Below are 21,443 nucleotides of genomic sequence, written 5' to 3'. Positions count from 1 at the left end.
GAGCCATGATGCAAAGGAAGACGGTTCTTTTCATCGCCGACAGTCTCGACAACGCCCATAAGTTCCAGTCCGTGCTCTCGGGGCTCGATGTCGACGTGGTGGCAGGTTCGTCTGCGCAGTTCAAGAAGCTGCTCGCCCAGCATCCATCGCATGACCTTGTGATTTACGAGGCTCGCGGCGATGCGCTCGACACGGTGGCGCAGGCTGAGTCGCTTTTGGTGGAAGACGGCTCCACGTCGATGCTCGTCATCGTGAACGAGGCGCAGCTGTCCGAGTTCCGTCTTCCTGTGCAGATCAAGGCGGACTTCGTGGTTCACGGCGCGTCCGCCGAGGAGTGCGCCGCCCGCATTCGCCAGCTTCTGTGGCCCGGCAACGAGAGCTCTACCTCCGATTACATCTCGGTCGACAACATGACGATCAACTTGGCGACCTATCAGGTGAAGGTGAACGGCGAGCCGCTCGACTTCACGTACTTGGAATATGCGCTGCTCGCGTTTCTGGTGACGCATCCGGGTCGCACGTATTCGCGCGATGCGCTCCTGCGCCGCGTGTGGGGCTTCGATTACTACGGTGGCAGCCGCACGGTCGATGTCCACGTGAGGCGCGTGCGCGCGAAGCTCGGCCCCGAGCTGGCGCAACGTCTGGAAACCGTGCGCGGCGTCGGCTACCTCTGGAGCGCCTAGGCGCTTGCGCCCCAGAGGCGGGAAAGCCTAGCGGCGCTTGCTGTGCTGACGGGCCACCTCGGCGCGGTGTGCGCGGCCGGGGCGGAAGTCGCCCTTCGGCTTCGCGGCGCTCGTCTGCTTGCGGGAATTCCCGCCCTGCGACTGCTTGCGCGAGTGTTCATTCTGAGCCTGTGCGCTCTTGAGCGAACGCTCGGCCTGCGCCTTCGCGCCCTTGGTGGGCCTGCTCGTCTCAGGTGAGCTCTTGCGGGTGCGCTGTCCGTCAGCATGCGACGCCTTCTTGCTGTTGTGAGTTTTGGCGCCCTTGCCCGATGCCTTCCCGCTGCGTCCGCCGTTCCCGTTGCGCGCTTCCTCGCGCTCCTCGGCGGCGCGGGCCTGCGCCTTCTTCTTTTTCTTCTCGCGCTTGTCCATCTCGCGCTTTGCCTCGGCGATGTCGGGGTCGCGTTTCGCTGCGGCCTTCGTGGCGCGTTCGGCGGCGGCCACGGCGCACGCTTCCTCATCAAAGCCCTCGATGCGCACCTCGGGAATCTCGCGCTTCGTGAACTTCTCGATGTCGGCGAGCGCTTCCTTCGTCTCGGGCGTGACGAAGGAAATCGCGCGGCCCTTCGCGCCTGCGCGCCCCGTGCGCCCGATGCGGTGCACGTAATCCTCCGCCTGCGTGGGCAAATCGTAGTTCACGACGTAGTTCACCTCGTCGACATCGATGCCGCGGGCGAGCACGTCGGTGGCCACCAGGATGTCGGTCGTTCCGGCTGCGAAGTTCTCGAGCGCACGGCGGCGCTGGTTCTGCGTGCGGCTCGAGTGGATGGCCTCCACTGAGTACCCAGCGCGCTTCAGGCGGCGACACGTCGCGTCGGCGCGGCTGCGCGTGCGGGCGAACACGATGACGCGCTCGTGCCCCCATGCAGCGATCGTCGCGCGCAGGAGGTCGGCCTTGAGCACCTGCGGCACATGCACGATGCACTGGTCGACCGTGTCGGCGGTCTCGCCCTTGTGCGCGATCTCCACCACTTCGGGGTCGCGCAAGAACGTGCCCGCAACCCCCTCGATCGAGCGGTCGATGGTGGCGGAGAACAAAAGCGTTTGGCGCGTTTTCGGCGTGGCGGCGACGATCTTTTTCACTGACGGCAGAAAGCCCATATCGAGCATGCGGTCGGCCTCGTCGAGCACGAGCACCTCCACGCGATCAAGGTGCGCAGCCTTCTGCTCCATGAGGTCGATCAGGCGCCCCGGCGTAGCGATGAGCACGTCGGTTCCGCGTTTCAGGGCGCTGATCTGCGGGTTGTACGACACGCCGCCCACGACGGAAAGCACGCGGTGGTGGGTCGATTTCGCCACGGCCTCACAGACCTCTGCGATCTGTGCGGCGAGCTCGCGCGTCGGGGTGACGACGAGCATGAGCGGCCCGCGCTCACCCTTCGCATGCCCTAGCTTATCCATCGAAGGAAGCGAGAAAGCGGCGGTTTTTCCTGTTCCCGTCTTTGCGGCGGCAATGATGTCGTGTCCTTCGAGGACAAGCGGGATCGCGCGTTCTTGCACGGGGGTCGGCTCTTCGTAGCCGAGGGACGCGACGGCGGCAAGCGCCTTGGGGCTAAGCCCCAGATCGTCGAATGAAGCCATAATCGTTCGGTTGTTCCTTTCCATCTCGGCGCGATGCCGAGTGCATTAGCGGATGTGTGCGGGGGTGTGCCCCCAGTAGAAGTGGAGGAAATGCTTCTTGCGCATGCGCGCATCAGTGCTCGGCTCGGCTGCGGCCAGACGCAACGCGTTGCGAGCGATGTCGATCGCCGCGTTCGGGCGGCGCAGGAAGGAGCCCTGCGTGAGCATCGCCTCCACGATGGCGGGGTTCGTATCGACATGCCCCATCGCTCCGACGAGCTCGCGCGCGGTCGTTACGTGCAGGGCGGCACCGAGCGAGGTCAGCATGCGCACGTTGATGTTCTCCTGGCCATAGGCGCGCCCGAGCAGGATCATGGGCGCTTTCGCGCAGAGGCACTCGGTCACGGTAAGCCCGCCCGGCTTGCAAATCACAAGATCGCTCGCGGCCATGAGCTCGGCCATGCCTTCCACGTATTCGAGCACCGTGGCGTTCGGAATTCCCAGCTCCTCGCATTCCCGTCGCAGATGGGCGGCGTATTCCGCGTCGGCGCCCGCCACGATCACGAGGTGGGTGTTCTTGAAACGGTGCAGGTAGGGAAGCATCTTGTCAAGCGCCTCTCGAAAGCGCACGTAGGGCGTGGGGAGATACGCGCCCGCGAGCGCCAGTACGATGCGCTTGTCCTGCGGCAGTCCGAACTTCTCGCGCCCTGCGGCCTTGTCGTAGGTCTTGCGGAACGCGGGCCGCGCGGGGATGCCCGTGATTGTGATGCGTTCTTCGGGCACTTTGCGCGGGCGCAGGGTCTCGGCCATCGACTCGTTCGCGACGCAGAAAAGGTCGCTGTGCAGATGGGGCCACAGCCCTTCGGTCTCGTAGTCGGTGGGGACGCATACGATGGGGAAGGACTGCCCGGTGATCATGCGCGCGCCGACGGCGACGTTGGCGGCGGTGATGTGCGTGCAGACGATGGCGAGGGGCTTGGCTTTGCGCACGTGCTCGGTGAAACGGGGGAACATGATGCGCGACCAGGCGGTGCCGCCTGCCCACAGAAGGCGCCCCGTGAGAGTGTAGCGCCAGGTGAGGTCGTAGATGGGGCGCGTCGGGCCGGTGAACATCGACGCCATCTTGTCGCCGTTCATGCGCATGCGGCCGAAGTCGAGCACGTCGAGCACTTCGACATTCAGGTCCTCGGGGCAGGGGACACCATCGCGAAGGGACGGGTCGTCGCGCAAAAGCTCGAGCGCCTGCGCGACAGCGTTCGCCGCACTGCGATGGCCAGAGCCGACGGAGGCGTGCATCACGATGACCGTCGGGCGCGTTGCGTCGTCGGGGGTGCTGGCCCCGGGCTGCTGCTCGGGCGCGTTGTCGGGCGAGCCTTCGTTTGTGCCGGCAAGCACCTGCTCAGGAGCATCTTTGCGCGCAACCCCCGATGCCCCTTCGGGCGTGGTAGGCTGCTGCGCGAGCTCGTTGTCCATTTCGCCAGTGTGTTCCATAGCTTCCATCGTAAACGCTGTGGCCTAGCTCTTGCTCGGCGTTTCGGCGGGCGCGTCTCCGCCATCGAGGAAGATCTTCCTCGTGACGAAGTTCCACACCATGACGATGAACGTGGCGCCGATCTTGGTGATGAGGTAGTGGATATGCGCGAGCTCGACGCCTGCCCACATGCAGAGGTTGTTGATGATAAGGCCGATCACCGACAAGGTCACGAAGATGATGAACTCGCGGCGCCGGCTCATCCCCTCTTTGTGGGTGAAAACGTAGCGCATCGAGGCCAGGTAGTTGAAGATGACGGACGCGGTGAAAGAAATCGTGGCGCTCACCAGGTAGTTCACGCCGAAAACTTCCGTCAAAAGAGCGAGCAGGCCGTAGTCGATGATGAAGGCGATCACGCCGACGACGCCGAATTTCATAAGCTGTGCGATAAGTTTCTTCACGATATCCGAGTGCCTTTCGAGCGCGCGTCTCAAGCGTGCGCCCCCTATGCGGTCCCAATAAGCGCGCTCAAGTCTCGCGCGCAGGCGGTTTCAGCCCGCGTGAACTCTATCACAGCGAGCTGCTCGCGGCGCGTTCTCCTCTGATTCCCTGTTTTTCCCTTGACGCCGCCTCGGTTCGGGCTTTCATCCCCTAGCATTCACTGGTTAGAAGTTTTGAGTTGCGCGCTGCGGCGCGGTTGATTGCACATATTTGCGAGGAGCACCTACATGAGCCTTGAGGCTGCCGATAACACCACCGATCGCACGGGGAAGCCCTCCGTCGCCGTCATCATTCCCTGCTACAACGAAGCGCTCACTATCGCGAAGGTGGTCGACGACTTCAAGCGCGTCTTGCCCGACGCTTCAATCTACGTCTACGACAACAACTCCACCGACGGTACGGGCGACATCGCGCGCGAGCATGGTGCGAAGGTTCGCGTCGAGCGTCGCCAGGGGAAGGGCAACGTCGTGCGTCAGATGATGCGCGATATCGACGCCGACTACTACATTATGGTTGACGGCGACGACACCTATCCCGCCGAGGCCGCGCCCGAGCTTTTGGCGCCGCTTATGAACGACGAGGCCGACATGGTGGTGGGCGACCGCCTGTCGAACGGCACTTACGGCGAGGAAAACGATCGCGCCTTCCACGGCTTTGGAAACAATCTCGTCCGCTTCCTCATCAAGGCGATCTACGGGTTCGAGTTCTCCGACGTCATGACGGGGTATCGCGCCTACAACGAGGTGTTCGCGAAGTCGATGCCGGTGCTCTCGCCGGGATTCGAGATCGAGACGGAGCTGTCGATCCACGCGGTCGACAAGCGATGGCGTATCGCTGAGGTTCCTATCGATTATCGTGACCGTCCCGAGGGCTCCGAAAGCAAGCTCAATACCTTCTCCGACGGCATGAAGGTGCTCATGATGATCCTCTCGCTGTTCAAGGATTACCGCCCGCTCGCGCTCTTCTCGCTTCTGGGTCTTCTGCTGTGCGTGGTCGGTCTTTTGTTCGGCGTGCCTGTGATCTGGGAGTTCGCTCATACGGGGCTCGTTCCGAAGTTGCCGACCGCGCTTTTGGCCGTGGCGTTCATCTTCTTGGGGATGCTGTCGTTCTCGTGCGGCCTAATCCTGGACACGGTGGTGAAGGGAGCGCGCAAGCAATACGAGCTCGAGGTCACGCGCATTTACGAGGAATGCGGCAAGACTACGCACGCATAGCTGCGGAATAAGTTGGTGGCAGCGTCTCGCCGCGCCCGCAGCCTCAGGTGACGGTGTCGAGCGTGCCCAGGCGGTCCCGCGCCGTGTGCTTGCTCAGCGTGCGGCGGCTTCAACCCTCTTTGTGTATCGGGACGCGGCGGCATATGTGATTGCAGGCGAACTGCGGCTTTTCGAACAGGCGTTTTGCGCCGCCTAAGTAATCTTTCCGCCTTCCTCTCCCCAAAAAGTATCTCGTGGGTTACCATTAGCCAGATATAACTTTTTAACTTCATACAAGTGAAAACGGGGAAGACGTGTTCGATAAACGTTTGCTTTCGATGGTGCCGGGCGCTGTCAAGTTCATCGTCGCCGATGTGACGCTTCAATGGGTGGCCCTTGCGTGCAATATCGCGCTGTTCGTAGTCATCGGCCTGTTCTTGCAGGCGACGCTCGAGGGCGCGGCTGACGCGGGCATGGCAATCGGTGTGCTTACGGTGTCGGCGGCGGCAATCGTGGTGCGCATGATATGCCAGACGGCGGCGCAGCGCATGGGCCGTAAGGCCGCTTCTTGCGCGAAATGTTCCATCCGCCAGCAGGTCTACGACAAGCTCGCAGCGCTCGGGCCCGCTTACAGCGAGACTGTGGCGACGGCCGTCGCCGTGCAGGTGAGCGTCGAGGGCACCGAGCAGCTCGAGAGCTACTTCGGCCAATACTTGCCGCAGCTCTTCTACGCTCTGCTCGCGCCCTTGACGCTGTTCGTGGCGCTTTCGCCCCTGTCGCTTCCCGCCGCCGTGGCGCTGCTCGTGTGCGTGCCGCTCATTCCCGCATCCATCGTCTGCGTGCAGAAAATTGCGCGCCGCACCATGCGCAACTACTGGGGCAGCTACACCGATCTGGGCAGCATGTTCCTCGAAGCGATCCAGGGCCTCACGACCCTCAAGATCTATTCCGCCGACGCGCGCAAGCACGAGGAGATGAACGGGGCGGCGGAGAGCTTCCGCAAGGCGACGATGCGCCTGCTCACGATGCAGCTGAACTCGATCACCGTCATGGATCTCTTCGCGTTCGGCGGCGCGGCGGTGGGAATGATCGCCGTGCTGTGGCAGTTCTCGTGCGGCGCGGCGACGTTCGCGGCGGCATTCTCCATCGTGTTTTTGTCAAGCGAGTTCTTCATCCCCATGCGCACGCTGGGCTCGTTCTTCCACACGGCCATGGGTGGCATGGCTGCGGCGGAGAAGATGTATGCAATCCTCGATGCGCCCCTGCCCGTCGACGGCGCCTGCGAGGTCGATCCGCACGATGCGCGCGTGGAATGCCGCGGTGTCGGGTACTCCTACGACGGGAAACGCCAGGTGCTTGAGGGGGTTGACTTCTCGGCGCCGTGCGGCAGCTTCATCGGCGTGACGGGCGAGAGCGGCTCGGGCAAGTCGACGCTTGCGGGCATTTTGTCGGGCGCGAATGCGCGCTATACGGGCGAGGTCAGCATTGGCGGAATCGACCTGCGCGATATCTCGGTCGAGTCGCTGCGCAAGACCGTCACCACGGTGCCGTTCTCGAGCTACGTGTTCAAGGGGACGCTGCGAGCGAACCTGCTGCTCGCCAAGCCCGATGCGAGCGACGACGAGCTGTGGGGCGCCCTCGCGAAGTGCCGGTTGGCGGGCTTCGTGCGCGAATCGGGCGGTCTCGACATGGAGATCGCGGCAGAGGGCGCGAACCTTTCGGGTGGTCAGCGCCAGCGCCTGGCGTTCGCCCGGGCATTGCTGCACGATTCGCCCATCTACATCTTCGACGAGGCCACGAGCAATATCGACGCCGAAAGCGAGGCCGCTATCATCTCAGCCGCGCGCGAGCTTGCGGGCAGCCACACGGTCATCATGATCTCGCATCGTTTGTCGGCCATCGAGCATGCCGATGAGATTTACGTCCTTGAGCAGGGAAAACTTGTGGAGCATGGAACGCATTCCCAACTGCTTGCGCGCGGGTGCGCCTACACGCGGCTGTGGGAGAGCCAGTCGCAATTGGAGGCGTTCGCGCAGGGCGACGGGGAAGCGGCCTCGGATGCGGGCGCCGTCGCGGGTGCAGCGACTTCGGTCGCGGTGGACGTGGTCGCGACCCCGCGTGCAGCCTCGGGCGCGACCCCGACCCTGGGTGCGAGCGTCCCGGAGCCGCCTTGCGAAGCCGACGAGCTGGTGCAGCCTGCAGGTGCCGACCGACGGGGGACCTCGGGCACCGCAGCGCCGCGCCGCCGCTCCAATTTCTCCATCATGGCGCGGCTTGTGGGGCTCACGCGCCCGCTTCTTCCCGTGATGGCGCTCGCCATCGTGCTCGGCGTGCTCGGCTTCCTCGCGGCGATCTTTCTCACCGTGTTCGCAGCGTACGGCCTGCTCAATGCAGCGGGCTCGTGGGGCGTTGTCCCTCTAGGCGTGGCGTGCGCGCTCGTGGTCGTGTGCGGTGTGGTTCGCGGGCCGCTTCGCTATGGCGAGCAGCTGTGCAACCACTACCTGGCGTTTAAGATCCTCGCGCTCGTGCGCGACAAGGTGTTCGGCAAGATGCGCACGCTTGCGCCGGCCAAGCTCGAAGGTCGCGACAAGGGCGACCTTGTGTCCCTGCTCACAGGTGACATCGAGCTTCTCGAGGTGTTCTACGCGCACACGCTCTCGCCCGCAGCGATCGCCCTTGTCGTGTCGGTTGTCATGGTGGCGTTCACCGCAACGCTCTCGCCGCTTTTGGCTGTCTACGCCGCCTTCTCCTACGCGGTCGTGGGCATTGCGGTGCCGTGGATTTCGTCGAAGGCGAGCGGCACGGGCGGGCGCGAGGTGCGCGACGCCATCGGTTCCATGAACGCGTTCGTGCTCGACAGCCTGCGCGGCCTGCGCGAAACGCTGCAGTTCGGGCGCGCCGATGATCGCGCGCTCGAGCTGGCCTGCCGCATGAGCGACCTCGCCAAGGTGGAAGGTCGCTTGAAGGATCGCACGGCGGTGGCCATGGCGGCGACGGGTGCGGTGGTGCTCGCGCTCGATATGGGCATGCTGCTCGCGGCGATGCACCTGGCGAACGGAGGGGTTGTCGCCTTCGGCCCGGCGGCGATCGCGTGCGCGGCGCTCATGTCGTCGTTCGGCCCGGTCATCGCCGTGGCGAATCTGGGTTCGACGCTGCAGCAGACGCTCGCATCGGGCGCCCGCGTGCTCGACGTGCTCGACGAGAGCCCGCAGACCGTAGAGATAGAAGACGGCGTCTCGCTCGACGGGTTCAGCGGCGCCGCGGCGAGCCATGTCGACTTCTCGTACGGCGATGCGTGCGTGCTCTCCGATGTCGAGCTGAGCATTCAGCCAGGTCAAGTGGTTCGCATCGCGGGACGCTCGGGGTCGGGGAAGTCGACCCTGCTCAAGCTGTTCATGCGCTTCTGGGACGTTGACAGCGGCGCAATCGAGGTGTCGGGGCGCGACGTTCGCCGCGTGGCTACCGCGAGCCTGCGCCAGGTGGAAGGCTTCATGACGCAGGAGACGCACCTGTTCGCGGGCACCGTGCGCGACAATTTAGCCTTTGCGAAGCCGGGCGCGAGCGATGAGGAAATCATGGCCGCGTGCGAAAAGGCCTCCATCGCCGACTTCGTTCGCAGGCTTCCTTCAGGCCTCGATACCCAGGTGGGCGAGCTCGGCGACGCGCTTTCGGGCGGCGAGCGCCAACGGCTGGGACTTGCGCGCGTGTTTTTGCACGACGCCCCCTTTGTGCTGCTCGATGAGCCCACGAGCAACTTGGACGCCCTGAACGAGGCTGCCGTGCTGCGGGCGCTCGCCGACAATCGGGCGGGGAAGACGGTGCTGCTCGTAAGCCATCGCCCGAGCGCCGCCGCCATCGCCGATGCTACCTACTCGGTCGAGCACGGCCGGGTGTCGTAGCGAAGGAGAGCTGCGTCGCAGGGCGGATGGCGACGCGGAGGGAAGGCGTCTGCCTCGTCGGGCTCGTGGGGAGGCGCTGCGCCCCGTGGGGCTTGCAAGACTCGCGAGCGGGTGCTGCGGGCGCGGCTATCCCTGCAATAAGAAACGCCAGGTCTTGCGGCCTGGCGTTTTCATTTTACCCTGGTGCCCCTGGCAGGATTCGAACCTGTGGCTTTCTGCTCCGGAGGCAGACGCTCTATCCCCTGAGCTACAGGGGCACAACCCAGGAATTATACGCTATCATGGGTGAATCGCAAACATCGATATCGAAAATGAAAGAGAACGGGCAAAGGGCATGGGAGAAATCGTAACGATCGAGCGCATGGGGTTCGGCCCCGAGGCGGTCGCGCATCTCGAGAGCGGCAAGGCCGTGTTTGTCGAAGGTGGCGCGCCGGGCGACGTGCTCGCCATCGAGCTGACGGAGGAGAAGCACTCCTTCGCGCGCGCGCGCATCGTCGAGGTGAAGGAGCCTGCGGCGTGCCGCGTGGCCCCCACCTGGGCGGAGCCGTCCTCGCAAGGGGTCGCCCCCTGGCAGCACCTCAGCTACGAGGCCCAGCTTGCCGCGAAGACCGACAACGTCGTTGCGGCGCTTTCGCGCACGGCCGGCTTCGGAGACGAACGCGCGGCTGCCCTCGTGCGCCCTTGCCTGGGAAGCAAGCGACAGTGGGGGTATCGCAACAAGATCGAGCTCGGCGCGGCGTTCGATGCGGCGGGCATGTTCCAGCTGGGCTTCCACGATGAAGGTTGCCAAGACGTTGTCGCGAGCGCCACGTGCCCAGTTGCCTACAAGCAGATCGAGCGCGCTCCCAAGGCGCTGCGCGGGGCGCTCCGCTTCGCGCAAGGCGCAGACGACCTGGGAATTTTCCGCGTCGGTGTGCGGCATAGCGTGCGCACCCACAGTACCGAGGTCGCACTTTGGACGATGCCCGCTGCCTTCCCGCGCGGCCATGTGGCCAACATCCTCAAGGGGTCGTTTAAGGCCACGAGCATTGTGCGCGTGCTCGCCGACCCGGGTCGCGCGCGCAAGATCAAGGGAGTGGAGGTGCTCGACGGCAAGGGCTTTTGGGAGGAGAAGCTGCTCGGCTTCACCTTCCGCGTGGCAGCGCCGTCGTTTTTCCAGGTGAACACAGCTCAGGCAGAAAAGCTCATCGGCGAGGTCATTCGCGGGCTCGGTGGGGAAGTGGGCGATGAGGGGCCTGTCGGCCTTGACGAGATGCTCATTGCCGACTTGTACTCGGGCGGCGGCACGTTCTCCATCCCGCTCGCTGCGGCGGGCGCCGATGTGATTGCCGTCGAGTCGGCGGGAAGCTCCGTGCGAGATCTGCGCCGCAACGCCGACGCCAACGGGGTCGACATCGAGATTATCGGCGGCGATGCGGCCCGCGAGCTTCCCGAGCTGGGCGAGCTCGACGCGCTCGTTGTCGACCCGCCGCGCGCGGGCTTGGCGGACGGCGTGGTGGAAAGCATCGCTGCGGCGCGCCCCGAGCGCGTGGCGTACGTGAGCTGCAACCCCGCGACTTGGGCGCGTGACGTGGCCCGATTCGAGGAAAACGGCTACGAGCTGCTTTACGCGCAGCCGGTCGATTTGTTCCCCCAAACCTACCACGTCGAGGTCGTGAGCATTTTTGTGCGGAAAAATGCAAAATAGTTCTTGCCAAGGACCGCGACCTTTGCGATAATATCCTGGCTGCTTTCGCAAGGAAGCGACTTCGTCCCCATAGTCTAGAGGTTAGGACGCGGCCCTTTCAAGGCTGAGACACGAGTTCGATTCTCGTTGGGGGCACCATTCAAAACGAGCGGGCTGGAAGTTCTCTTCCAGCCCGTTTTTCATTTTCGTGCAGCACGCAGGGCGGTTGTTCCCTCGCGTCTTCCTTTCCGCTGCGACTACTTCGCCCTCGCCGCCTTCTCGCATTCCCTCGCACTTCTCCCGCGCTTGCCTTCGTTTGCGAACATTGCGGTTTTTGCATCATGTTCGTCGCATACTGGTAGAATACAGGTTCGTATGCAATCATCTGCCCGTCCGTGCAGCCTGGTCGGCCGCCCTGCGGGTCAAGGAAACGCAAAGGAGCCGCCTTATGGCGTTGTACACCCCCGAATACAAGCCTAACGGCAACGAGATCGCCGTCCTCACCACTTCCAAGGGAACCATCCGCGTGCAGCTCGCCGGCAACGACGCCCCCATCCACGTGGGCAACTTCGTCGAGCTTTCCCAGAAGGGCTACTACGATGGTCTGAAGTTCCATCGCTACGTCCCCGGCTTCGTCATCCAGGGCGGCTGCCCGAACACGCGTGACCTCACCCCTGAGCAGGTCATCAACGAGGGCTCTCGTCGCGGCTGCGGCACGGGCAACCCGGGCTACTCCATCCATGAGGAGTACACCACCAACCCGAACAATGTGCACAAGGACGGCACGCTCGCCATGGCACGTTCGTCAAACCCCAACTCTGCGGGTTCCCAGTTCTACTTCTGCCTGGGCGCGCAGCCCTTCCTCGACGACGGCTACACCGTGTTCGGTCAGACCATCGAGGGCAAAGACGTCATCGGTCAGCTCCGCGTGGGCGATGTGATCGAGAAGATCGAGATCGAGAACGCCAACGAATAAACCGATATCCCGGCGTTCTGCCCGGATCGAAGGAACCAGATGAACAACGAGCTTTTCAACAAAGCGCAATCTCTCTACGACGCCAAGGATTTCCAGGGCGCGCTCATGGCGTTCACGCAATGCCTGCAGGATGAGGCTATGCCGCCGGCGCCTGGCGAGACGGGGCGTTTGTACCACCAGATCGGCAACTGTCTGATCAAGCTGAGGGATGCCAACGAGGCCATCCAGGCGTATACGCAGGCCGTGGCCGATCCCGCCTACGACATGAAGGGCGCGGTCGACTGTAATCTCGGTATGGCGTACGCGTCGCTCCACGACTACGACAACGCGGTGCACTATTTCGAGGCCGCGGTGGCCGACGAGGGCTACGACGCGCGCTACAAGGCCTACATCGGCATGGGCAACGCCTACATGAAGGTGGGCAAGACCGCGGAGGCGGGCGTCGCGTTTCGCGAGGCCGCGCTCGACGAGGGCAATCCCGACCCCACGAAGGCGCTGCTCAACCTGGGTGTTTGCTTCATGGCTCTCAACCGTCCGGCAGATGCGGTCGCGTCCTACGAGAGCGCGTTCCAGTTCGACATGCCCCAGGCGATGAAGAACAAGCTCAACGCGAATCTGGGTCAGGCCTACGTCGCGTGCGGCGAGATGGCGAAGGCCGTCACCGCATTCGAGTCGGCCATCGCCGATCAGACGTACTTTCTCTCCGACTCCGCGAGCGTCGACTATCAGCGCGCGGTGGGCGCCGTGGCTCAGGGAACGTCTTCCCAGCCTACGCAGGTGCTCGCGCCTGTTGACATGTCGGGCTTCGACGTGGTCGCCGACGGTACGGCGGTCTACCCCGAGGCTGAAAGCTATCCTGCCGAAGTAGTTCCTCAGGACCCGTACTATTACGATGAAGGCCCCATGGAAGGCGCGCCGGGTTATCCGGAAGCTTACGCGGACGGCAACGACGACCGCTTCTTCACCGCGAGCGACGAAGAGCTCGAGCAGTGGTCGCGCGGCATCGCCAAGCAGGAGCGCAAGCGCAGAAACGTCGGCCTCAAGATCGTGGTGGCCATCATCATCGTGATCATCCTCGCGCTCGGCGCCGCCGTGTTCGCCTACACCCAAGGCTACGGCTTCCCGACGCAGGAAAGCGTCGCCAAGGAGCTGCTCGCGAACCCGTCCGGCTCCGATGCCCTGTTCTCGAAGGACGTCGAGGACATCGACTCGCTCACGGGCCCGATCGTGACCGATTCCTCCGCGGAGGTTCTCGGCGTCGACAAATCGATGAGCAACTCGACCGTTTACGTGAAGGCAACCACCGACCAGGGTGGGGAAGTGCAGTACAAGATCTCGATGGTTCGCGACCTCATCGGTTGGAAGATTTCGAACGTCGAGCTTTATTTCCCCAGCCAAAATTAACTATTTCGCGCGCTTTGGGCGCGTGGGAATAAAACGTAGCGAACAAGAAAGGTAACAAGCATGGCAATCGAGAAGACCTACAACATGATCAAGCCCGACGGTGTGCGCAATGGCCACATCGGCGAGATCATCTCCCGCATCGAGCGCGTTGGCCTCACGATCGAGCGCATGGAGCTCGGCATGGTGACGCTCGAAGAGGCGGAGGCGAACTACGGCGAGCACAAGGGCAGGCCGTTCTACGAGGGTCTTATCTCCTACATCACGTCCGGCCCGGTTGTGAAGATGGTCGTCTCCGGCGAGAACGCTGTGGCCACCATGCGCAAGCTCATGGGTGCCACCAACTGCGCCGATGCTGCTCCTGGCACCATCCGCGGCGACTTCGGCCTGACTGTCGACGAGAACGTCATCCACGGCTCCGACTCCGTCGAGTCCGCCGAGCGCGAGATCAAGGTGTTCTTCGGCGCATAAGCCGCGATTGAGCGAGCGTCATAGGGAGCACGTTTAGCCCCAAGCGCATCCGAAAGCCGGCAAGCCCTCATGGCTCGCCGGCTTTCTTGCGTTTTCGAGGGGTGCGACGGTAGTGCGCAGGCACGAAATCCCATCCATCCCGCGTCGGGGAAACGAGCCACTGGTCGATATGTTACTCTTGGGGTGCGCTTGTCGGAGTAGCATGATACGCGCACGAAGTAATCCCAGACGAGATAAGGATGCGTGCGTATGCTCTATCGAGTTATCGACGCGAGCGAGCTTCCTTCGCTTGTGTCGGCCTTCTTGGAAACCTATGAGGTGATCGCCCCCGTCAAGAGCGGCATGAGCCATGCGTACTCGACGGTCGAGTCGTTCGAGGAAATCGCACTCGATTACGCGACCACCATCACCCCGCTGAAGAAGCTCTTCTTGCCGGTGCGCGAGACGCTTCTCACCTTCGACGCCGAGACCAACGACGTCACCGAATATTTGGAACCTGTCGTGCCGCGTGTCGTGTTCGGAGCCCATGCGTGCGACATCAATGCGCTCAACAGCCTTGACCTGGTGTTTCGCGACGGACCGTACCCCGATCCGTACTACACGGCGCGCCGCAACGCCACGCTTATCGTGGGCATCAGCTGCATGCCTACCGACACCTGCTTCTGCCATCTGTGGGGAAGCGACGAGGCGCGCTTCGGCTACGATTTGTTCCTGCAGGATATCGGCGGGAAGTACCTGGTGAGCATCTCGAGCGTCGAGGCTGCGAACATCTTGGAGGCGGCGTGCTCTCCCCGCGAGGCGACCGATGAGGAGCGAGCGGAGTTCCGCCACGTCACTCGCCGTCGCCAGGAGGCCTTCAACAAGGAAATCCCCGACATCCAGGAAGTCGCCATGCTGATGGACGCCTTCCATTCCGACCCCTTCTGGGAGGAACTTGGCGGACGCTGCCTGTCGTGCACCGCGTGCGCTTCGGCGTGCCCGACGTGCTACTGCTTCGATATCCGCGACGTGCGCACCCCCGACGGCAAGCACGGCTCGCGCGAGCGCGTGTGGGACTGCTGCACGAACCCGCAGTTCGCCGTCGTGGCGGGCGGGCACAACTTCCGCCCCGACGGGCGCAACCGCGTGCGCCATCGCATGTATCACAAGCTCAACGGCTTTCTTGCCACACACGACCGCATGCTCTGCGTGGGATGCGGGCGCTGCGTGCGCGCTTGCAAGGCCAACATCAATCCCATCGAGGTGCTGAAGTTCTTCGAGCGAAAGGGGGCAGACGATGCCGAATAACGTTGCAGCCTCCGCAATCGAGGTGCATCCCTTCCATGACGCCGGGTCTCCGATGACCGGCGCCGAGCGCATGGCCGCGAACCCGTATCGCCCGTGGCCGGCGCGTATCACGTCGATCACCGAGCTCACCGCGACTGAGAAGCTCTTCGAGTTCCGCCTGGTCGACGAGTGCATCCGCAATGCGTTCCACCATGAGCCCGGCCAGTTCGTCGAGCTTTCCATCTTCGGGGTGGGCGAGGCGCCGATCTCCATCTCGTCCTCGCCGTCGAAGAGCGGCTTCATCGAGCTGTGCGTGCGCCGCGCGGGCCGCTTCACCGAGGCGCTCCACAAGATGCAGTGCGGTGACATCGTGGGCATCCGCGGGCCTTTCGGACGCGGCTTTCCCTTCGAGAAGATGCGCGGCCACGACATTCTGCTTGTGGCGGGCGGTCTTGGCATCGCGCCGCTTCGCAGCCTTATCAACAACATTCACGACGAGCGCTCCGACTTCGGCAAGGTCACCATCATCTACGGCAGCAAGACGCCGCAGGAAGTGATGTTCCGCAACCAGTTCGAGATGTGGCGCCATCGCAAGGACTTCGACCTCTATCTTACCGTCGATCATGCCGACGAGACGTGGGACGGCGAGGAAGGCCTGGTCACCAAGCCGTTCGAACATCTCGAGATCAACCCCGACACCACGTTCGGTGCACTGTGCGGGCCTCCGGTGATGTATCGGTTCGTCGTGCAGGAGATGCGCAAGAAGGGTATTTCCTACGACCACATCTACATGAGCTTCGAGCGGCACATGAAATGCGGCATGGGCAAATGCGGCCACTGCCAAATTGGGCACCAGTACTGCTGTATCGACGGGCCCGTGTTCAACTACTGGGAAGCCAAGAACATCCAGGGGTCGATGTAGCATGAGCAATCTTGAATTCGAGCGCGAGCGACCGGCTGCACCGCGCGTTGTGGTGGTGGGCCTGGCGAGCTGCTTTGGCTGCCAGCTCCAAATCACCAACGCCGAGCCCTACCTGCTCGACGTGTTGGGCCAGATCGACCTGCGCTATTGGCAGCTTGCCTCGAGCGATCCCATGCCCGAGGAATTCGACGTGGCGGTGATCGAGGGCGCGGCGACGACCGCCGAGGCCATCGAGACCCTCAAGACCGTGCGCAAGAAGGCGAGCGCGGTGATCGCTGTGGGGGCGTGCGCCACAACGGCGGGCATCCCCGGCATGGCAGCGGGCAATGTGGAAGCTGGCGCCGCTGCCGTCTATGGCGAGGCCGGCGCGCCCGAGGCGTGCGGCGAGCTTGTCGACCCCGCGCCCATCTCGGCATACATCGATGTCGACTTCGAGGTGCTCTGCTGTCCGATCGACACCTTCGCCTTCATCGACGTGTTGCAGCGCGCGATTTACGGCTCGAACCGCCTGCCGCAGACGGCGACGCTGTGCGGCGAGTGCAAGCACAACGACCGAGGGTGCTTCTTCGGCCGCGGCGTTTTATGCCTGGGACTCGTCACGCGCTGCGGGTGCGGTGCGCGCTGCACGTCGCTTGGCCGTCCCTGCAACGGCTGCGCGGGTCTTTCCCCCGATGCGAACGTGGCTACCGCGCGGGCGGTGTGCGCCGAGTCGGGCGTGAGCGTTACGGCCTTCGACGAGGCCCTTCAGATGTTCAATTACGTGAACCCCGCCCTTTCCGAGGCGAGCGAGGAGTAGACGCAAGATGAGATGTTCGATCAACGTTGACCATATCGCGCGTATCGAGGGCCACGGCAACGTCCACCTCGCGATCGAGGACGGCGCGGTCGCAATCTGCGAGATGAACGTCGTGGAGCCGGCGCGCCTGTTCGAGAGCATGGTGCGCGGCCGCACGTTCTCGGAAGTGCCCTACATCGCCTCGCGCATCTGCGGCATCTGCTCGGCGAGCCACGTGGTCACCGACCTTCTGGCCATCGAGCGCGTCTTCGGCGTCGAGGTGAGCGACCGCACACATGCCCTGCGCGAGCTTTTGATCTACGGGTCGTACTTGCAGAACCACGCGACGCACCTGTTCGTGTTCGCCGCGCCCGACTTCACGGGGCACGCGAGCGTGTTTCCCCTGGCCACCGAGGCGCCTGAGCTGTTCAACCAGGCACTTGCCCTGAAGGCCTTGGGCAACGAGCTCTGCACGAAGGTCGGCGGGCGCTCCGTCCACCCGATCACGGCGGTCGTGGGCGGCTTCACGAACGAGATCTCGCGCGACGAGTACTTGGCGCTCGCCGAGAAGATGGAAGCGATGCTTCCCTTCGCCGAGCAGACGGTCGACCTGTTCAACAGCTTCCCTATTCCCGAGATCGAGACGGCGGGCGATATGCTCGCCATGGTGCAGGAAGGCTACTACCCGGTGTGCACCTCGCGCGACGCGCGGTTCGTGGGCGCGGGGGAGACCTTCGACGCCGACGACCACGAAGCCCATGTCGAGGAATACGCCGTGCCGCACTCCGGCGCGCTCTTCGCGCGTTCTCGCTTGTCCCGAAAGCCGTACATGACGGCGTCGCTTGCGCGCATCAACGCGTCGTGGGGCCAGCTCGGTCAGCGTGCGCGACTTGCTGCTGCAAAGGCGGGGCTTCGTCCGCCGGAGCGCAACCCCTTCCGCAACAACGTCGCGCAGGCCGTCGAGCTTGTCGATGCGCTCGACCGCTGCGCGCGTATCGCGCGTAGGCTCGCCGAGGGCGATAACGGCTTTGCGGGTTCGAGCTCGCCTGCGCCCTTCGAGGTGCGCGCCGGGCGTGCGACCGGGTTCACCGAGGCTCCGCGAGGCGTGCTCTTCCATGACCTGGAACTCGACGAGGAAGGTCGCGTGAAGCATGCGTCGATCCTCACGCCCACGGCGCAAAACGTCGCGAACCTCGAAAGCGACATGCGCGTTCTCGCCGAGAAGATGGTGGCGGAAGGCGCCGCCGAGGCCGATATCCGCCTGCGGGTGGAAGAGCTCGTGCGAGCCTACGACCCCTGCCTCTCCTGCAGCGTGCACTAGGGTATGCCAAAGAAGCGGCAACTCCACGGACTCCCTCGGAAAGCATGCGAATGGCAATGGGTAATCGCGTCCTTCTCATCTTCGGCAAGCCGAGCAGATGGGGAGGGCGCTTTGGGTTTGTCACTCGCTCCGAAGCACTTCTCAAGCGCAGATGGGTTGATCTAGCAGTTGCTGCCGCACGCCCTTTCGCCGACGGGTGCGCGTCGTTTGAGACTGAGCGATTTAGTGATATTATTAAGTGTATGTTTGCCTAACACCGAGGGCAAGTTTTATTTCGCTAGCGAAATAAACGAGCTCTGCGGTGGGCTGCGGATTTGCTTCGGGAAAAGATGGAAGAAAGGAGATTGTTGGTTATGGCGAGCAGGAATGTTCAAAAGACGGGGGGGGGTGGCTCTTCTCTGCGATTCTCTCGATGACGTTGGTCTTCGGGCTTCTGCCGAGCATTGCGGCTGCTGAGACGAACACCGCCGACGCGAACGCGACGGATGCCGATTCGACCGATGCTTCCCTCAACATCGAGAGCGCCCCGAGTGGTGTCGAAGCATCGTTCGGCGAAATCGTGAATATCCGCACAAGCAAGGTCTACACCGACCTTGCTCTCGCCGCGGCCGAGGCGCAAAGCGGCGACAGGCTCAAGCTTGGCGAGGGCAACTACACCCTCTACAAAGTGGCTTCCGAGGGCCACACCAAGGGCAAAGACCTCACCTTTGAAGGCTCCGGCACCGATAAGACAAGCTGGAACGTCGGTGCAGAGGTGCCCGATCCTACCTATTTCGGCACCGAGTACAATGGCGACTACTCCTTCGACGGCGCCGGTACCGTGACGTTCAAGAACATGACGCTTCGTTCCGGCAGCGCCAACTATCTCGGCTTCATTCGCGCCGACAACACCGTGCTCGATGGCTGCGTCGTCAACGGCAAAACCTTCTACTGGGGTTACCAGAGCGCCACATTCACGGACACGACGTTTAACGCCCCTAGCGGCGACTATGCGATTTGGACCTACAGCTCGCCGATTATGACGTTCAATGGCTGCACGTTCAACGCGAGCGGCAAGGTCATCAATGTCTACACCGATGCCGGCGCGGGCAAAAACAACATCACTGTGAACGTGAACAATTGCACGTTCAATTCGAGCTCGTTTTTGGGCTTCTACAAGCAGGCGCTGAACATCAACGACTCTAATATGGGCGACTACAAGTACATCATAAACTTCACTGGAAATAATATGGTCACGGCCGAGCGCGACAAAGCCACGTGCACTCAATTGTTCGGTTTCGGCGGCAAGTCGGGCAACAACACCGGGCGCAGCGACGTGTCCATCGGCGGTAAACTCGTGTACTCTGGTGGCAAGATGCTTTCCCACGATTACACCGATGGCGAGCATGAGGGCAACTTCGTCGATCAAAACGACTACGTATGGGAGCAGAAGGCCGATGGCTGGTACTGCACCGGTCACGCCAAGTGCGGCTACTGCGGCTGGCCGCTCGAGGAGACCGTGAAAGCTGAGCTCACGACCGAGACCAGCTGCACCGAGAACGGCAAGGACATCTACACTGCCAACTTCCAGCACAAGTGCTTCGCGCCCCAGACAAGGTCCGACGACCTCGATCCGCTTGGCCACGACTGGGCCGCGCCTGTGTATACGTGGGCCAAGCAGGGAGACGACTGGTATTGCACCGCCGAGCGCGTCTGCAATCGCGACGCCAGCCACATCGAGAAGGAGACCGTGAAAGCATCTTATAAGGTGACTGTCCCCGCCACTACCGAAAAAGAAGGCGAGGGCACCTATACCGCCGTCTTCGAGAACCAAGCGTTCGAGACGCAGGTTAAAACCGAGCCGATCGCGAAACATTCGGCAACGCCGAGCGATTCCGGCAACCCTTCCGACCCCGCCGATTCCGGCAATCCCTCCAAGAGCCCAGATACCGCGCAATCCCAACTAGACAAGACGGGGGATGCAACCCTTGTTGTTTTGCCTGCGGTTGCGGCGATTGCGGCAGGTTCTGTGCTCTGCATCGGCTTTGCCGCTCGACGTCGTAAGAGCCGCTAAGGCAATCGTAATTCGATTGATGGCGACCTAAGGGCCGTACGGGAATGCTCTCGTACGGCCCTTGTGCCCCTCATGGATTTTCAATCAGGTGAAATGCCGTGTGATAAAATCAGTCGTTACTTGAAACAACTGTGACCTCAAGGGGTTTTGCTTTTATGTCGTTTATGGATTGGTTCTCGAATCTTACGGGCCAGATGGGCACCGACATGGCCATCGACCTTGGAACCGCGAACACGCTCGTCGCGATGACGGGCGAGGGCATCGTCATCAACGAGCCCTCGGTCGTCGCCATCGAGAAGAGCACCCATCGCGTTCTCGCCGTCGGCCACGAGGCGAAGAACATGATCAACCACACGCCCGAGGCGTTCTCCGCCGAGCACCCGCTCAAGGACGGCGTCATCGCCGACTACGACGTGACGGAGGCCATGCTCTCCGCGTTCATCAACAAGGCGGCGGTCCGCAAGTACCCGTGGCAGGCCAAGCCGCGCATCGTCATCTGCATTCCCTGCGGCGCCACGTCCGTCGAGAAGCGCGCCGTCTTCGAGGCCGCCATCCAGGCGGGTGCCCGTCAGGCGTACCTTATCGAAGAGCCGATGGCCGCGGCGATGGGCGCGGATCTGCCCGTCACCGAGCCGACGGGCTCCATGGTGGTCGACATCGGCGGCGGCACCACCGAGGTGGCCGTCATCTCCTTGGGCGGCATCGTGACGTCCTCGAGCCTTCGCCTTGCGGGCAATCGCATGGACGAAACCATCGCCATGCACCTGCGCGATCTGCTCGGCATCAAGATCGGCGAGCGCACGGCCGAGGTTATCAAGATCAAGATCGGCTCCATCCTGCCTTTCGAGGACGGACGCGAGCGCGACATGATTATCTCCGGCCAGGACGTGCTCACCGAGCAGCCGAAGGAGGTCACCATTCAGTCCGAAGATGTGCGCCAGGCACTTCAGGCGCCGTGCGAGGAAATGGTCATCCATATCAAGGAAACGTTCAAGAAGACGAACCCCGACCTGGCTTCCGACATCATCCAGAACGGCATCCTGCTCACGGGCGGTGGTGGCCTGCTTTCCGGCCTCGACCGTTATCTGTCCGACAAGCTCGAGATTCCCGTGTGGGTGAGCGAGACGGCGCTGACCAACGTCGTTACGGGCTGCCTGAAGGTGCTCGAGACGCCCACGGCGCTCAAGCAGACGCTCATGCGCTCGAAATAGGTGCTGAACAGCTTTTATGTCGCTTAATTTCCAAAACA

General features: G+C 63.1%; 16 protein-coding genes and 2 tRNA genes. 14 read left to right on the top strand and 4 right to left on the bottom strand.

Annotated features, from left to right (window positions below; translation table 11 throughout):
• Positions 1–5 precede the first annotated feature (5 nt).
• Positions 6–683 (top strand): winged helix-turn-helix transcriptional regulator, encoded by a 678-nt coding sequence (locus ACMRQN_RS03170; protein WP_296061813.1) that lies wholly within the window; start codon positions 6–8, stop codon positions 681–683.
• 27 nt (positions 684–710) lie between these two features.
• On the opposite strand, the gene ACMRQN_RS03165 is transcribed toward ACMRQN_RS03170, so the two are convergent.
• From ACMRQN_RS03165 to ACMRQN_RS03155, 3 genes are read right to left on the bottom strand one after another with little or no spacing between them, the layout of a single operon-like run.
• Positions 711–2,300, bottom strand: a complete 1,590-nt coding sequence (locus ACMRQN_RS03165; RefSeq protein WP_418733784.1) for a DEAD/DEAH box helicase — start codon at positions 2,298–2,300, stop codon at positions 711–713.
• Positions 2,301–2,345: 45 nt separating this feature from the next.
• Positions 2,346–3,770, bottom strand: coding sequence for an MGDG synthase family glycosyltransferase (locus tag ACMRQN_RS03160; protein ID WP_418733783.1), 1,425 nt, complete (start codon positions 3,768–3,770; stop codon positions 2,346–2,348).
• A 24-nt stretch (positions 3,771–3,794) separates the two neighbouring features.
• Positions 3,795–4,211, bottom strand: a complete 417-nt coding sequence (locus ACMRQN_RS03155) for a GtrA family protein (RefSeq protein ID WP_418733782.1) — start codon at positions 4,209–4,211, stop codon at positions 3,795–3,797.
• A gap of 267 nt (positions 4,212–4,478) precedes the next feature.
• Here ACMRQN_RS03155 and ACMRQN_RS03150 point away from each other — a divergent pair, with 267 nt between their 5' ends.
• Entirely contained in the window at positions 4,479–5,465 is a 987-nt protein-coding gene (locus tag ACMRQN_RS03150; RefSeq protein ID WP_417041164.1) for a glycosyltransferase family 2 protein, read from the top strand.
• A 293-nt stretch (positions 5,466–5,758) separates the two neighbouring features.
• Positions 5,759–9,343, top strand: a complete 3,585-nt coding sequence (cydC, locus tag ACMRQN_RS03145) for a thiol reductant ABC exporter subunit CydC (RefSeq protein ID WP_418733781.1) — start codon at positions 5,759–5,761, stop codon at positions 9,341–9,343.
• A 181-nt stretch (positions 9,344–9,524) separates the two neighbouring features.
• Here the strand turns inward: cydC and ACMRQN_RS03140 are convergent.
• Positions 9,525–9,600, bottom strand: a tRNA-Arg gene (locus tag ACMRQN_RS03140).
• Between the two features lie 77 nt (positions 9,601–9,677).
• Here ACMRQN_RS03140 and rlmD point away from each other — a divergent pair.
• The 11 genes from rlmD (at position 9,678) to ACMRQN_RS03085 (ending at position 21,405) form a co-directional block, all read left to right on the top strand.
• Entirely contained in the window at positions 9,678–11,030 is a 1,353-nt protein-coding gene (rlmD, locus tag ACMRQN_RS03135; protein WP_418733780.1) for a 23S rRNA (uracil(1939)-C(5))-methyltransferase RlmD, read from the top strand.
• Between the two features lie 63 nt (positions 11,031–11,093).
• A tRNA-Glu gene (locus tag ACMRQN_RS03130) sits at positions 11,094–11,168 on the top strand.
• 289 nt (positions 11,169–11,457) lie between these two features.
• Positions 11,458–11,985, top strand: a complete 528-nt coding sequence (locus ACMRQN_RS03125) for a peptidylprolyl isomerase (RefSeq protein WP_296058507.1) — start codon at positions 11,458–11,460, stop codon at positions 11,983–11,985.
• Between the two features lie 39 nt (positions 11,986–12,024).
• Positions 12,025–13,389: a tetratricopeptide repeat protein gene (locus tag ACMRQN_RS03120; protein ID WP_418733779.1), complete on the top strand. Its 1,365-nt coding sequence runs from the start codon at positions 12,025–12,027 to the stop codon at positions 13,387–13,389.
• Positions 13,390–13,449: 60 nt separating this feature from the next.
• Positions 13,450–13,857, top strand: coding sequence for a nucleoside-diphosphate kinase (gene ndk / locus ACMRQN_RS03115; RefSeq protein WP_418733778.1), 408 nt, complete (start codon positions 13,450–13,452; stop codon positions 13,855–13,857).
• Between the two features lie 249 nt (positions 13,858–14,106).
• Positions 14,107–15,144 (top strand): 4Fe-4S dicluster domain-containing protein, encoded by a 1,038-nt coding sequence (locus tag ACMRQN_RS03110; protein ID WP_418733777.1) that lies wholly within the window; start codon positions 14,107–14,109, stop codon positions 15,142–15,144.
• Positions 15,134–16,045 carry an FAD/NAD(P)-binding protein gene (locus ACMRQN_RS03105; protein WP_158049923.1) on the top strand — a complete coding sequence of 304 codons (912 nt, stop codon included), beginning with the start codon at positions 15,134–15,136 and terminating at the stop codon, positions 16,043–16,045. Before ACMRQN_RS03110 ends, ACMRQN_RS03105 begins: the two co-directional genes overlap by 11 nt.
• Position 16,046: 1 nt before the next feature.
• The gene (locus tag ACMRQN_RS03100; RefSeq protein WP_418733776.1) at positions 16,047–16,841 is read left to right on the top strand and encodes an NADH:ubiquinone oxidoreductase; all 795 of its coding nucleotides are present in this window, start codon (positions 16,047–16,049) and stop codon (positions 16,839–16,841) included.
• 7 nt (positions 16,842–16,848) lie between these two features.
• A complete protein-coding gene (locus ACMRQN_RS03095; protein WP_418733775.1) occupies positions 16,849–18,141 on the top strand; it encodes a Ni/Fe hydrogenase subunit alpha in 1,293 nt (430 codons plus the stop codon).
• Between the two features lie 412 nt (positions 18,142–18,553).
• On the top strand, positions 18,554–20,194 hold the full coding sequence (locus ACMRQN_RS03090) for a right-handed parallel beta-helix repeat-containing protein (RefSeq protein WP_418733774.1): 1,641 nt from the start codon (positions 18,554–18,556) through the stop codon (positions 20,192–20,194).
• A gap of 155 nt (positions 20,195–20,349) precedes the next feature.
• A complete protein-coding gene (locus tag ACMRQN_RS03085; protein WP_296058523.1) occupies positions 20,350–21,405 on the top strand; it encodes a rod shape-determining protein in 1,056 nt (351 codons plus the stop codon).
• Positions 21,406–21,443 lie beyond the last annotated feature (38 nt).

It is taken from the genome of Ellagibacter sp. (assembly GCF_048412355.1).
Taxonomy (GTDB): Bacteria; Actinomycetota; Coriobacteriia; order Coriobacteriales; family Eggerthellaceae; genus Ellagibacter.
Note: the sequence above shows the minus strand (reverse complement) of the source record. Positions and strands in the feature narration are given on the sequence as shown.